11 protein-coding genes are annotated in these 14,168 nt (G+C 68.0%); 6 read left to right on the forward strand and 5 right to left on the reverse strand.

Annotation, left to right across the window (positions count from 1 at the left end):
* Nucleotides 1–76 precede the first annotated feature (76 nt).
* Nucleotides 77–1,486 (forward strand): argininosuccinate lyase, encoded by a 1,410-nt coding sequence (gene argH / locus ACNQQL_RS14450; RefSeq protein WP_152864270.1) that lies wholly within the window; start codon nucleotides 77–79, stop codon nucleotides 1,484–1,486.
* Nucleotides 1,487–1,580: 94 nt separating this feature from the next.
* The gene (locus tag ACNQQL_RS14455) at nucleotides 1,581–2,264 is read left to right on the forward strand and encodes an HAD family phosphatase (protein WP_347064504.1); all 684 of its coding nucleotides are present in this window, start codon (nucleotides 1,581–1,583) and stop codon (nucleotides 2,262–2,264) included.
* Nucleotides 2,265–2,369: 105 nt separating this feature from the next.
* On the opposite strand, the gene ACNQQL_RS14460 is transcribed toward ACNQQL_RS14455, so the two are convergent.
* The 5 genes from ACNQQL_RS14460 to apbC all read right to left on the reverse strand — a co-directional run bounded on the left by ACNQQL_RS14460 (nucleotide 2,370) and on the right by apbC (nucleotide 8,087).
* Nucleotides 2,370–3,200: a lysozyme inhibitor LprI family protein gene (locus tag ACNQQL_RS14460; RefSeq protein ID WP_347064505.1), complete on the reverse strand. Its 831-nt coding sequence runs from the start codon at nucleotides 3,198–3,200 to the stop codon at nucleotides 2,370–2,372.
* Nucleotides 3,200–5,479 (reverse strand): arginine/lysine/ornithine decarboxylase, encoded by a 2,280-nt coding sequence (locus tag ACNQQL_RS14465; protein WP_034178750.1) that lies wholly within the window; start codon nucleotides 5,477–5,479, stop codon nucleotides 3,200–3,202. Before ACNQQL_RS14465 ends, ACNQQL_RS14460 begins: the two co-directional genes overlap by 1 nt.
* 81 nt (nucleotides 5,480–5,560) lie before the next feature.
* The gene (dcd, locus tag ACNQQL_RS14470) at nucleotides 5,561–6,130 is read right to left on the reverse strand and encodes a dCTP deaminase (RefSeq protein WP_096471512.1); all 570 of its coding nucleotides are present in this window, start codon (nucleotides 6,128–6,130) and stop codon (nucleotides 5,561–5,563) included.
* Nucleotides 6,131–6,325: 195 nt separating this feature from the next.
* Nucleotides 6,326–6,862, reverse strand: a complete 537-nt coding sequence (gene sodC, locus ACNQQL_RS14475) for a superoxide dismutase [Cu-Zn] (protein ID WP_347064506.1) — start codon at nucleotides 6,860–6,862, stop codon at nucleotides 6,326–6,328.
* 133 nt (nucleotides 6,863–6,995) lie between these two features.
* Nucleotides 6,996–8,087 carry an iron-sulfur cluster carrier protein ApbC gene (gene apbC / locus ACNQQL_RS14480; RefSeq protein WP_034178752.1) on the reverse strand — a complete coding sequence of 364 codons (1,092 nt, stop codon included), beginning with the start codon at nucleotides 8,085–8,087 and terminating at the stop codon, nucleotides 6,996–6,998.
* Between the two features lie 349 nt (nucleotides 8,088–8,436).
* Between apbC and ACNQQL_RS14485 the strand changes: the two genes are divergently transcribed.
* The 4 genes from ACNQQL_RS14485 to ACNQQL_RS14500 all read left to right on the forward strand — a co-directional run bounded on the left by ACNQQL_RS14485 (nucleotide 8,437) and on the right by ACNQQL_RS14500 (nucleotide 14,144).
* Nucleotides 8,437–9,081 carry an OmpA family protein gene (locus ACNQQL_RS14485; protein ID WP_072440929.1) on the forward strand — a complete coding sequence of 215 codons (645 nt, stop codon included), beginning with the start codon at nucleotides 8,437–8,439 and terminating at the stop codon, nucleotides 9,079–9,081.
* A 377-nt stretch (nucleotides 9,082–9,458) separates the two neighbouring features.
* The gene (gene metG, locus ACNQQL_RS14490; protein ID WP_347064507.1) at nucleotides 9,459–11,612 is read left to right on the forward strand and encodes a methionine--tRNA ligase; all 2,154 of its coding nucleotides are present in this window, start codon (nucleotides 9,459–9,461) and stop codon (nucleotides 11,610–11,612) included.
* Nucleotides 11,613–11,815: 203 nt separating this feature from the next.
* Nucleotides 11,816–13,024 (forward strand): hypothetical protein, encoded by a 1,209-nt coding sequence (locus tag ACNQQL_RS14495; protein ID WP_239483341.1) that lies wholly within the window; start codon nucleotides 11,816–11,818, stop codon nucleotides 13,022–13,024.
* Entirely contained in the window at nucleotides 13,008–14,144 is a 1,137-nt protein-coding gene (locus ACNQQL_RS14500; RefSeq protein ID WP_347064508.1) for a DNA methyltransferase, read from the forward strand. Before ACNQQL_RS14495 ends, ACNQQL_RS14500 begins: the two co-directional genes overlap by 17 nt.
* Nucleotides 14,145–14,168: the final 24 nt, after the last annotated feature.

Consider the following 14,168-nt stretch of genomic DNA (forward strand, 5'->3'; position numbering starts at 1 on the left):
GCCAGGCCCGCGAATGTTAGAATTGCGGGATTCCCTCGGCGGCGCACGCCGCCCAACTCCCCTTCGAAGAATCGCCATGACGTCCCAACTGCACAAAAAGGGCGAGGCCTGGTCGGCCCGCTTCTCGGAACCGATGTCGGAGCTGGTCAAGCGCTACACGTCGTCGGTGTTTTTCGACAAGCGCCTCGCGCTCGTCGACATCGCCGGCTCGCTCGCGCACGCGAACATGCTCGCCGCGCAGAAGATCATCAGCGCCGACGACCTGGCCGCGATCGAACGCGGGATGGCGCAGATCAAGGGCGAGATCGAGCGCGGCGAATTCGAATGGCAGCTCGATCTCGAGGACGTCCACCTGAACATCGAGGCGCGCCTGACCGCGCTGATCGGCGATGCCGGCAAGCGCCTGCACACGGGCCGCTCGCGCAACGACCAGGTCGCGACCGACATCCGCCTGTGGCTGCGCGGCGAGATCGACCGCATCGGCGGCCTGCTGAACGACCTGCGCGGCGCGCTGCTCGACCTCGCGGAACAGAACGCCGACACGATCATGCCGGGCTTCACGCACCTGCAGGTCGCGCAGCCCGTCACGTTCGGCCACCACCTGCTCGCGTACGTCGAGATGTTCTCGCGCGACGCGGAGCGCATGCGCGACTGCCGCACGCGCGTGAACCGCCTGCCGCTCGGCGCGGCCGCACTCGCGGGCACGAGCTACCCGATCGATCGTCACGCGGTCGCGAAGACGCTCGGCTTCGACGGCATCTGCGCGAACTCGCTCGACGCCGTGTCGGATCGCGATTTCGCGATCGAATTCACGGCGGCCTCCGCGCTCGTGATGACGCACGTGTCGCGTTTCTCCGAAGAACTCGTGCTGTGGATGAGCCCGCGCGTCGGCTTCATCGACATCGCCGACCGCTTCTGCACCGGCAGCTCGATCATGCCGCAGAAGAAGAACCCGGACGTGCCCGAGCTCGCGCGCGGCAAGACGGGCCGCGTGAACGGCCACCTGATGGCGCTCCTGACGCTGATGAAGGGCCAGCCGCTCGCGTACAACAAGGACAACCAGGAAGACAAGGAACCGCTGTTCGACACGGTCGACACCGTCGCCGACACGCTGCGGATCTTCGCCGAAATGGTCGCGGGCATCACCGTGAAGCCGGACGCGATGCGCGCTGCCGCGCTGCAGGGCTTCTCGACCGCCACCGACCTCGCCGACTATCTCGTGAAACGCGGCCTGCCGTTCCGCGACGCGCACGAAGCCGTCGCGCACGCGGTGCGGATCTGCGACGACCGCGGCATCGATCTCGCCGACCTGACGCTCGACGAGATGAAGCAGGAACTGCCGAACGTTGCGCACCTGATCGGCGACGACGTGTTCGGCTACCTGACGCTCGAGGGTTCGGTCGCCAGCCGCAACCATCCGGGCGGCACCGCACCCGACCAGGTGCGCGCGGCGGTCAAGGCTGCCCGCGCCGCGCTCGGCCGGTAAACCCGCTGTTCCGGACGGATGCCTTCGGCGTCCGTCGTTCATTCGGGCGGCCGTCGCGCCGCCCATTGCCTGCCCCGCTTCCCGGATGCCGCCGATGACCTTTTCCGCCGCACTCTTCGACATGGACGGCCTGCTCGTCGATTCCGAGCGGACCATCATGAACACGTGGATCGACGTGTCGAGCGCACACGGTGTCGCGCTGACGGCCACCGACTACCTGCAGATCGTCGGCCGCTCGTTCGCCGAGGGCCAGGTCATCCTGGCCCGGCTGATCGGAAACCCGGATACGTTCGACGCCGTGCGCATCCGCGTACGCGAACAGCTCGCGTCGCCCGAGCCCCATCCGAAGTTCCCGTTGAAGCCCGGCGCGTTCGCGCTGCTCGACACGCTCGCGCAGGCCGGCATCCCGTGCGCGGTCGCGTCGTCGTCCGCATGCGACGTGATCCGCGCGCGGCTCGACGCGGTCGGCGTGCTGCCGTTCTTCCGCGCGATCGCGGGCGGCGACGAAGTCGCGCGCGGCAAGCCCGACCCGGCCGTCTACCGGCTCGCGGCCGAACGCCTCGGCGTGCCGGCACATACGTGCGTCGCGTTCGAGGACAGCGACTTCGGCGCGCAATCGGCCGCCGGCGCGGGCGCGTCGGTCGTCACCGTGCCCGACCTGAAGGCGCCGACGCCCGAAATCGTCGCGCTGAGCCTGCACGTGCTCGCGTCGCTCGACGATGCGGTCGCGCTCGTGCCGTCGTGGTTCGGCCGGTACGATACGCAGAAGCCCGCGTAGCGCACGCGAGCGCGAAACACGGTGCGTTGCGCGCCGCCGAATGCAAACGGGCACCCAAGGTGCCCGTTTTGCGTTGCCGCCGAACGACTGACGTCGCGACGGCTTCTACTTGTTGCCGGCCGTCTCCGACAGCCGCTTCATCGTCGCGATGCGCGCGCCGATCAGGTCGACGCGCCCGTCCTCGCCGACGAGCGGCGCCGTCGCATCGCGGAACGCGACCCACGCGCGCTGCGCGCGCACCAGAGTCGCGGCCGAATGCGCAGGCATCTTGCGGCGCAGCTTCTGGTAATAGCGGTTCAGGTCGAACAACGCGTGCTCGCACGCGGCATCCTGTTCGCACGGCCGCACGCGGCGCACGGCCGGATCGCGCGGTGCGTTCGCAGCCGGCTTGCCGTTCGACGCGGCCCCGCCCTGGGCCGCGCCCTCGGCCGCGCTCGTGCCGCTCGTGGCCGCGACCGGTACGGCGGCGGGCAGCGGCGCATAACGATCGGCCGCGCCGCGCAGCGCCAGCGCGCGATCGCGCACGGGCTGCAACTGCATGTCGGCGCTCGACATCGTGTACGCGGTGCCGCGCGTCGTGTCGTACACGGCCTTCAGCAGAAGGACTTCATCCTTGCGCCACGTGACCCAGCGGCGCTGGCTGTCCTGCCAGCCGCGCTTCGCGTCGGCCGGCGCATCCTTCAACAGGCGCTGGTACGCGCCGTCCATCACCGCCTGCCACTGCTGCTGTGCTTCGCCCATGCACTGGATCTGGCCGGCCGTCGACGACCGGTCGCGCCGCGCGAGGCATTGCCGCATCGCGACGTCGATCGGGTCGGCCGCCGCGACTTCCGCGTGTGCGACGCCCGACCCCGCCAGCCCCGCCGCCCCTGCCGCCCAGACGACGAGCGCGGCCACCGCCGCGCGCATCGCCCGGAATCGTCCGTGCGTCGCCATCAGTCGCGCACGCAGTCGACGTAGTACTCGACGCGGCCGTTCACCTCTTCCGCGACGAGGCCGTGGATGTCGGTGTGGAAGCCCGGGAAACGCTCGTTGAAGTCGCGCGCGAACCGCAGGTAGTTCACGATCGTCTTGTTGAAGCGCTCGCCCGGGATCAGCAGCGGAATGCCCGGCGGGTACGGCGTCAGCAGGATGCTCGTCACGCGGCCTTCGAGCTCGTCGAGCGGCACGCGGTCGATCTTGCGGTGTGCGAGCTTCGCGAACGCGTCCGACGGCTTCATCGCCGGTTCCATGTCCGACAGGTACATCTCGGTCGTCAGGCGTGCGATGTCGTTCGCGCGGTACACGTCGTGGATCTGCGTGCACAGGTCGCGCAGGCCGACGCGCTCGTAGCGCGGATGCTGCGCGACGAATTCCGGCAGCACGCGCCACAGCGGCTGGTTGTTGTCGTAGTCGTCCTTGAACTGCTGCAGCTCGGTCACCATCGAGTTCCAGCGGCCCTTCGTGATGCCGATCGTGAACATGATGAAGAACGAGTACAGGCCGGTCTTCTCGACGATGATCCCGTGCTCGGCCAGATACTTCGTGACGATCGCGGCCGGAATGCCCGTCTCGCCGAACTCGCCGTCGACGTCGAGCCCCGGCGTGATGATCGTCGCCTTGATCGGGTCGAGCATGTTGAAGCCTTCCGCGAGCGGGCCGAAGCCGTGCCAGTGGTCATTCGGCTTCAGCATCCAGTCGTCGCGCGAACCGATGCCCTCTTCCGACAGGTTGTCCGGGCCCCACACGCTGAAGAACCAGTCGTCGCCGTATTCGGCGTCGACCTTGCGCATCGCGCGGCGGAAGTCGATCGCCTCGGCGATCGATTCCTCGACGAGCGCGGTGCCACCCGGCGGCTCCATCATCGCGGCCGCGACGTCGCACGACGCGATGATCGCGTACTGCGGGCTCGTCGACGTGTGCATCAGGTACGCCTCGTTGAAGCGGTGCTTGTCGAACGTGCGGTTCTCCGAATCCTGCACGACGATCTGCGACGCCTGCGAGATGCCGGCGAGCAGCTTGTGCGTCGAGTGCGTCGCGAACACGAGCGCGCCCGTGCGCGGGCGGCCGTCGCCGATCGCGTGCATGTCGCGGTAGAAATCGTGGAACGTCGCATGCGGCAGCCACGCTTCGTCGAAGTGCAGCGTGTCGAGCAGGTCGCCGAGCAGGTCCTTGATCATCTCGACGTTGTAGACGACGCCGTCGTACGTGCTCTGCGTGATCGTCAGGATCCGCGGCTTCATGTCCGGGTTCTCGCGCAGCGCCTCGCGCGCGAACGGGTTCGCCTCGATCTTCTTGCGGATGTTCTCCGGCTTGAATTCGTCGCGCGGGATCGGCCCGATGATGCCGAAATGGTTGCGCGTCGGCGTCAGGAACACCGGAATCGCGCCCGTCATCGTGATCGCGTGCAGGATCGACTTGTGGCAGTTGCGGTCGACCAGCACGATGTCGCCCGGCGCCACCGTCGCGTGCCAGACGATCTTGTTCGACGTCGACGTGCCGTTGGTCACGAAGAACAGGTGATCGGCGCTGAAGATGCGCGCCGCATTGCGCTCGGACGCCGCGACCGGGCCCGTGTGATCGAGCAGCTGGCCGAGTTCGTCCACCGCGTTGCAGACGTCCGCGCGCAGCATGTTCTCGCCGAAGAACTGATGGAACATCTGGCCGAGCGGGTTCTTCAGGAACGCGACGCCGCCCGAGTGGCCCGGGCAGTGCCACGAGTACGAGCCTTCGTCCGCGTACTTGACGAGTTCCTTGAAGAACGGCGGCGCGAGCGAGTCGAGATAGACCTTCGCCTCGCGGATGATGTGGCGCGCGACGAACTCCGGCGTGTCCTCGAACATGTGGATGAAGCCGTGCAGCTCGCGCAGGATGTCGTTCGGCAGATGCCGCGACGTGCGCGTCTCGCCGTACAGGAAGATCGGGATGTCCGCGTTGCGGCGGCGCACTTCGGTGACGAACGCGCGCAGCTCGATGATCGCGGTCGCGAGTTCGGGCAGCTCGCCGTCCGGGCCGGTTTCGCCGAGCATGAGTTCGTCGTCGTCGATCGACAGGATGAAGCACGACGCGCGGCTCGACTGCTGCGCGAACGACGTCAGATCGCCGTAGCTCGTGAGGCCGAGGACTTCGACGCCCTCTTTCTCGATCGCTTCGGCCAACGCCCGGATGCCGGAGCCCGAGATGTTCTCGGAGCGGAAATCTTCGTCGATGATGACGACGGGGAAACGAAACTTCATGGGCGATTCTCCAAAAAGAACGACCGCGGCGCGTCACGCGCAGCGGTCACCCGGAAACTGGTGAGACGATATGCAACCAGATCAGGTTTTCGGCAGCGTGACACCGCGCTGCCCCTGATACTTGCCGCCGCGATCGGCGTACGACACGTCGCACACTTCGTCGCTCTCGAAGAAGAGCACCTGCGCGACGCCTTCGTTCGCGTAGATCTTCGCGGGCAGCGGCGTGGTGTTCGAGAATTCCAGCGTGACGTAGCCTTCCCACTCGGGCTCGAACGGCGTCACGTTGACGATGATCCCGCAGCGCGCATAGGTCGACTTGCCGAGGCAGACCGTCAGCACGGTGCGCGGGATGCGGAAATATTCGACGGTGCGGGCCAGCGCGAACGAGTTCGGCGGGATGATGCACACGTCGCCCTTGAAATCGACAAACGAACCCTCGTCGAAGTTCTTCGGATCGACGATCGTCGAGTTGATGTTCGTGAAGATCTTGAATTCGTCTGCGCAGCGGATATCGTAGCCGTAGCTCGACGTGCCGTAGCTGACGATCCGGCGGCCGTCCGCGGACGCGCGAACCTGATCGGGCACGAACGGCTCGATCATCTTGTGCTCTTCGGCCATGCGCCGAATCCATTTGTCGGACTTGATGCTCATGTCAGCCTCCGCCGGGCCGTCCCAAGGAGGCTGACCGCCCCCTCGGGGGGCAGCGAACAAAGTGAGCGTGGGGGTCGATTCATATCGGGGCGCCAGGAAACGCTGCGTGACAGTCAGGAACGGCCGCTCGCGCGAGGTGGCGGCCCGGAAAGGCGGACATTTTACGCGATCATCGGCCCGCGCACGCGGCAGCCGTCAGCGGATCACGCCGCAGGCGAGCGCGGGCCCCGCGCCATGCTGCGGAAACGCGGGATCGCCCGGGTCGCGGTGCACCAGCGCCGCGCGGCTCATCGCCGAGCGCACGCCATCGAGGGCCAGATCGGGAGCGACGATGAAGCCGGCCGCGACACCGTTCGCATCCGCATGGATGTTGCCGAGATCGCCGGCGACGCGGGCGCCCGCGCGCAGACGGTCGGCGGCCGGCGCGAACACCTGGCCGGCGCTCGAGCCGTCGCCCGCGTTGCAGTCGCCGCGCTCGTGCACCTGCAGCGCGTGATCGCTGTTCGGCGGCAGGCCGACCAGGTTGTAGGTGACCTGGACGCCGTCCGGGCGTTCGACGAACGTCACCGCGCCGCGCGCCTGCGAGCCGACCGTCGGCTGCAGTTGTGCGTCGGCCCGTTTTTCGTGCGACGAGGAAAAGGAGGTGCAGCCGGCCAGCAGGCCCAGCGCGGCGACGGCCAGCAGCGCGTGCCGCGCGCGGCCGGCGCGCACCCCGTGATGTCGTTGTTTCATTCGATCCTCATGCCGGCTGACGGCCGTTTGACACGGCGGCCGTGCCGGGCGGGTAAAGGGACCCGGGAAAAGTCGCCATGATACCGCGCCTCGCGGCGCCGTAAACAGCGTGAGGCCCCGCCCCGCAAGGGTTTTACGTATTTTGAACAACGATGGTCGGGAACTTCGACGTCATGTCGCGCGCGCGCTCGGCAATCGCCAGCGCGACCCCGCGCGCGATGTCGCGGTAGCGACGCGCCAGCGCGCCGTCCGGATCGGCCGCGACCGTCGGCGTGCCGCTGTCGGCCCGCTCGCGGATCGCGATGTCGAGCGGCAGGCTGCCGAGCACGTTCACATCGTAGTCCTTCGCCATCCGCTCGGCCCCGCCGGCGCCGAAGATGTGCTCCTCGTGGCCGCAGTTCGAGCAGATGTGGATGCTCATGTTCTCGACGATGCCGAGGATCGGAATCCCGACCTTCTCGAACATCTTCAGGCCCTTCTTCGCGTCGAGCAGCGCGATGTCCTGCGGCGTCGTGACGATCACCGCGCCCGTGACGGGCACGCGCTGCGCGAGCGTCAGCTGGATGTCGCCCGTGCCGGGCGGCATGTCGACGATCAGGTAGTCGAGCTCGCGCCAGTTGGTCTGGCGCAGCAACTGCTCGAGCGCAGAGGTCGCCATCGGGCCGCGCCACACCATCGGGTTGTCTTCCTCGATCAGGAAGCCGATCGAGTTCGCCTGCAGCCCGTGGCCGACGAGCGGGTTCATCGACTGGTTGTCGGGCGACTCGGGGCGCTGGCCGTGGATGCCGAGCATCGTCGGCAGCGACGGGCCATAGATGTCGGCGTCGAGAATGCCGACCGATGCGCCTTCCGCGGCGAGCGCGAGCGCGAGGTTCACGGCCGTCGTGCTCTTGCCGACACCGCCCTTGCCCGACGCCACCGCGACGATGTTCTTCACGTTCGGCAGCAGCTTCACGCCGCGCTGCACCGTGTGCGCGACGATCTCCTGCGACACGGCGACGCGCGCGTCGCGCACGCCCGGCACGGCCTGGAGCGCCGCCGCAACGCGTGCGCGCACGTCGTCGTGCTGGCTGCGCGCGGGATAACCGAGCACCACGTCGAGCGCCACGACATCGCCGTCGATCGCGACGTTGCGCACGCCCTTGTTCGCCGCATACGGCCGGCCGGTATTGGGGTCGACGACAGCCGCCAGTGCGGCGTCGACTTGTGCCCGGTCAATGCTCATCGAAACTCCATGAAAACGTTTTTCTCGCGCGCAAACGTCAAAAAATATCAAATTACGCTGCGAAAATCGGGAAAAGTGAAAGAATCTGTTGCATGCCATTGCGCGAACGCGCGACCCGGCGCACTCTTCGCGTGCGGCACGCTATGGGGCCAAATCGGCCACTAACCGCCTATATTGTAGAGGCTGACGCGTCGCGCTGTCCGAACAGCCATGTTGACGGACAGGGCATGCGGCCGCCTCGGCGGCTGCCGCGAGCGCCAGGCCCGCCCTCCTTTTTCGGGCGGCCTGTGCGGGGAGCCGTAACTGTAGTTGTCGTTGTCGACTCGTTCAACCAAGAGAGGAATCCAAGATGAACATGAAAATCGCGACTCGCCTGTCCGTCTTCGCCCTGGCCGGTGCAGTGCTGGCCGGCTGCGCATCTCCGCAAGGCACCAACACGGCCGTCGGTACCGGCACGGGTGCGGCGCTGGGCGCGGGCATCGGCGCACTGGCGGGCGGCGGCAAGGGCGCGGCGATCGGCGCGGGCGTCGGCGCGCTGGTCGGCGGCGTGACGGGTTACAACTGGCAGGCGATCAGGAACAAGCTCGCGCCGTCGGCAGCGCAGACGGGCACGCAGGTGACCGAGCAGCCGGACGGCTCGCTGAAGCTGAACGTGCCGAGCTCGGTGACGTTCGCGACGAACCAGTACGCGATCACGCCGGCATTCACGCCGCTGCTGAACGACCTGGCGACGACGCTGAACCAGAACCCGCAAGTGACGGCATCGGTCGTCGGCTACACGGACAGCACGGGCTCGGCGCAGCTGAACCAGACGCTGTCGCAGAACCGCGCGCAAAGCGTCGTGAACGCGCTCGCGCAGCGCGGCGTCAACGGCGGCCGTCTGTCGGCGCAAGGCATGGGCGCATCGAACCCGATCGCGGACAACGCGACCGAAGCCGGCCGCGCACAAAACCGCCGCGTCGAAATCTACCTGCGCGCAGCGCAGGCGCAATAAGCGCACGACGAGGGGAAGGCGCGGGCACGCCGCCCGCGCAGCCCCGCCGGACAAGGCATCCGTCGGGGCCGGTAACAAATCGAAAAAATTTTCGAACTTCCGTGGCGGGGCGTGGTCAGTATTTACGGTACGCGGCTGGGAGTTGCCGGCGCGTCACCATTCTCCTCTTGTCGTTGTTGCTCCGGGGCCATATCCGCCCCGGTTTTTTTTGCCTGCGGAATTCGTGTTGCGGCGCAACATATCACTGCCGGGCACACCGCTTGCGCGGCCCCGCCGGCTCCGGCGCCCGCTACGCGGCGCCAGCCCGCCTCCCCGGCCCGCGCCCCTGCTAGAATCGCAGTTTCCCGTCGTATTTCCGCCGTTCCTCTACAGACCCTATGTCCGCAACCGACCTCACTTCCGTGCAGGCTGCGGTGCCGCAAGGCGCCCGCCAGATCCTCGTTACGTCCGCACTGCCCTATGCCAACGGGCAGATCCACATCGGCCACCTGGTCGAGTACATCCAGACCGACATCTGGGTGCGGACGCTGCGAATGCACGGCCATGAGGTCTACTACATCGGCGCCGACGACACGCACGGCACGCCGATCATGCTGCGCGCGGAGAAGGAAGGCCTGAGCCCGAAGCAGCTGATCGACCGCGTCTGGACCGAGCACAAGCGCGATTTCGACAGCTTCGGCGTGTCGTTCGACAACTTCTACTCGACCGACTCGGACGAGAACCGCGTGCTGAGCGAGCAGATCTACCTCGCGCTGCGGGAAGCCGGCCTGATCGCCGAACGCGAGATCGAGCAGGCGTACGACCCGGTCAAGGAAATGTTCCTGCCGGACCGCTTCATCAAGGGCGAGTGCCCGAAGTGCCACGCGAAGGACCAGTACGGCGACAACTGCGAGGTGTGCGGCTCGACCTACCTGCCGACCGAACTGCTGAACCCGTATTCGGTCGTGTCGGGCGCGACGCCGGTGCGCAAGACGTCGAAGCACTACTTCTTCCGCCTGTCCGACCCGCGCTGCGAGACGTTCCTGCGCGAATGGGTGAGCGGCCTCGCGCAGCCCGAAGCGACCAACAAGATGCGCGAATGGCTCGGCGACGCCGGCGAGGCCAAGCTCGCCGACTGGGACATCTCGCGTGACGCGCCGTACTTCGGCTTCGAGATCCCCGGTGCGCCCGGCAAGTATTTCTACGTGTGGCTCGACGCGCCGGTCGGCTACTACGCGAGCTTCAAGAACCTGTGCGACCGCAACGGCATCGATTTCGACGCGTGGATCCGCGCGGGCTCGAAGGCCGAGCAGTACCACTTCATCGGCAAGGACATCCTGTACTTCCACACGCTGTTCTGGCCCGCGATGCTCGAGTTCTCGGGCCACCGCACGCCGACCAACGTGTTCGCGCACGGCTTCCTGACGGTCGACGGCGCGAAGATGTCGAAGTCGCGCGGCACGTTCATCACCGCGCAGAGCTACATCGACACGGGCCTGAACCCGGAATGGCTGCGCTACTACTTCGCCGCGAAGCTGAACGCGACCATGGAAGACATCGACCTGAACCTCGACGACTTCCAGGCACGCGTGAACAGCGACCTCGTCGGCAAGTACGTGAACATCGCGAGCCGCGCGGCCGGCTTCCTGCTCAAGCGCTTCGACGGCCGCGTGCAGGACAGCGCGATGAACCATCCGCTCGTCGCGAAGCTGCGCGATGCGATTCCCGCGATCGCCGCGAACTACGAAGCACGCGAATACAGCCGCGCGCTGCGCCACACGATGGAGCTCGCGGACGACGTGAACGCGTACGTCGACGGCGCGAAGCCGTGGGAGCTCGCGAAGGATCCGGCCAACGCGGTCGCGCTGCACGAAACCTGCAGCGTGAGCCTCGAGGCGTTCCGCCTGCTGTCGCTCGCGCTGAAGCCGGTGATGCCGCGCGTCGCCGAATCCGTCGAATCGTTCTTCGGGATTGCGCCGCTCACGTGGGCCGATGCCGCGAAGCCGCTGTCGTCGGAACAGCCGATCAAGGCTTACCAGCACCTGATGACGCGCGTCGACGCGAAGCAGATCGACGCGCTGCTCGCCGCCAACCGCGATTCGCTGCAAGCCGACGCGGCTGCTCCGAGCGCGAACGCCGCGAACGCCGCGAAGGATGCGAAGAACGCCAAGGCGAATGCGAAGCCGGCCGTCGTGAACGGCGCCGACGACGCCCCCATCTCGATCGACGATTTCGCGAAGATCGATCTGCGCATCGCGAAGATCGTCGCGTGCCAGGCCGTCGAAGGCTCGGACAAGCTGCTGCAGCTCACGCTCGACATCGGCGAGGAAAAGACCCGCAACGTGTTCTCGGGCATCAAGTCCGCGTACCAGCCCGAGCAGCTCGTCGGCAAGCTGACGGTGATGGTCGCGAATCTCGCGCCGCGCAAGATGAAGTTCGGCCTGTCCGAAGGGATGGTGCTCGCGGCGTCGGCAACCGACGAGAAAGCCGAGCCGGGCCTCTACATCCTCGAGCCGCACAGCGGCGCGAAGCCCGGCATGCGCGTGAAGTAAGCAGCACACGCCACTGCTTGAGAAGAAAGCCTCGCACGATACGTGCGGGGCTTTTTTTCATGGCGTGGCGCGCGCAGCACCGCCCGACGCGCAGCGCGCGAGTTCGGCTAACATGGCGACGACATCGGGCCCGCCGGATTCCGAAGACCGCATCCAGCGGTCCACCCAGGCCGTGGCGGCAGGCCCCACCCAAGAATAACGACATGACACACACTTCCGACACCCCGCCAGCGGAACGCACGCGTGCTTCGCCGCGCGCGAGCCATGCCCGCGCCCCGATCACGATTCCGCTCGTGCCGATCGCGCACGCCAACGCCGTCGCGCCGCTCGTCGCGCGCAGCCGCGCGTTCGACACGCTCGCCCGGCGCTTCGCGTGGCTCGCGTTGCGCGAGCCGCCCGCCGACGACAGCCGCCGCTGGCATGTCCATACCGTTGCCGGCCGAACGATCCGCTTCGCGCAGCCGCTCACGTTCACGCCGTACGCGGCGGCGCAGCCCTGCTCCGCGCGTTGCCGGTTCTGCTCGGAAACGCTGGTCGACGAAACCGCGTCGGGCCCGGTAGCGGCAGGCCTGCGCCCGGCGGCCGACTATTTCGACACGCTGCGGCGTGCGCTGAGCACCCTGCGCGGCGTGCCGCTGTCGTATTCGCTGTCCGGGCTCGAGAACACGGACGATCCGCGCTGGCTGCTGTCGCTCGTCGCGACGCTCGGCGCGGCCGGCGACGACGGTCCGGACGCAACCGGCAGCGTGCTGTACACAAACGGCGCCGGGCTCGTCGAACACGGCGACGCGCTGCTGCCGGCCCTCGCGGACTTCGGCATCTCATGGCTCGAATGGTCGCGGCATCACGACCGCGACGACGTGAACCAGTCGATCATGCGCTTTCGGCCAGGCCGGCACGTGAGGCACCAGCACGCGTTCGAAACGGCATTTGCCGCCGCGCGCGCGCACTTTCCGGTCAAGCTCGTCTGCATCGTGCAGCGCGGCGGCATCGAGACGCCGGCGGACGTGCTCCGCTATCTGGCCCATGCACGCGCGCTCGGGGCCCGCTCGGTGATCTTCCGCGAGTTCTCCGCGCTGCCCGACACCTATCGGCACAACGCGACGCGGCGCTACATCGACCGCACACGTGTTCCGATCGACGCGCTGCTGCTCGCCTGCGCGGCGGACGCCGCGTTTTCCGCGCAGTACGAACCGATCGCGCTGACGGCCGGCTACTACTTCTGGAATGCGCGCTGGACGCATCGCGACGGCTTCGAGGTCGTGTTCGAGACGTCCGACTACGGCGCGATGCGCGAGCACGAGTTGCGCGATGCCGTGTACAAGCTCGTGTTCCACCCGAACGGCAACCTGTGCGCCGGCTGGCATCCGGCGCGCGACATCCTGTGGAGCAACGATGACCGTCGTGACTAGCTGGCTGCGCCTGACCGACGAGGCCGCCGACACCACCCTGCCCGCCGACCTGCGCGCGCGGGATGCGTTTGCCGCGCGCGATTGCGGCTGGGTCGAGCAGATGATGCCATTCATCGGCAGCCACGCGACGCCGGGCGGCTGGATCGTCGATCCGTTCGGCGGCTTCGGCACGACGCTCGTCGCCGCCGCGCGATGCGGCGTGCCGGCGCTCGGCGTCGAGATCGACCCGGCGCGCGTCGCATTCGCACGCGAACGACTCGCGCGCACGGGCGCGCCACCCGCCCGCTATCCGGTGCTGGCCGGCGACCTGTCGAGCGACGCGACGCAGGCCGCGGCACGCCGCGCTGGCGGCCCGTTCACGCTGTGCCTGACGAGCGTGCCCTACTTCGGCTGCACGGGGTTGCCCGACAGCCCGCGCGACGGGCAACTGTACGGCGTCGATTGCTATGCGCCGTATCTCGAGCGGATGCGCAACGTGTTCGCCGGCGTGCATGCGCTGCTCGAGCCGGGCGGCTGGTGCATCGCGATGGCGCAGAACCTGCGGGTCGGCGGCCGGTTCGTGCCGCTGGCATGGGATGTCGCGCGATTGCTCGGCGAGCGCTTCGTGTTGCACGACGAACGCGTGCTGATCTACGAACGCGCCGACGGCCCGGCGCCGCACGGCGCCGGCGCCACCGACCGCACGCATGAATACGCGCTCGTGTGCCGCAAGGCGCCGCTCGCGAGTGACGTCGACGCAGCCCGCGCGCTGGTGGCCGCGCTGACGCGCGAGGGCTTCGCGTTCGCGGCGATCGGCGGCTTCGCGCAACGGCTCGCGGCGGCAGCGGACGATGCCGCCGCTGCGCCGCTGAACGACGTCGACCTCGTCGTGCCGCCCGACGATGCGGATCTGTCACGGCTGCTGCAATGGCTCGACGCCGACGGCTTCTCGATCGAATCGTGGAATGCGCGGGTGACGCCGCCGGTCGCGGCTACCGCGCTGCAATACCGCCACTACTTCCGCGCACGGCGGCTTGATGCACGCGGCCGCTGGCTGCAGGTCGACGTGACGGTCGCCGCTACGCGCGAAGCCTTCGACGCATGCCTGCGCGCCGACCCGAGGCCGGGCGCGTCGGGCTGAGCGGGGGCCGGAGCGCGCCCCTTG

The organism is Burkholderia sp. LFS061, from assembly GCF_047978125.1.
In the GTDB taxonomy this organism is placed as follows: domain Bacteria; phylum Pseudomonadota; class Gammaproteobacteria; order Burkholderiales; family Burkholderiaceae; genus Burkholderia; species Burkholderia pyrrocinia_C.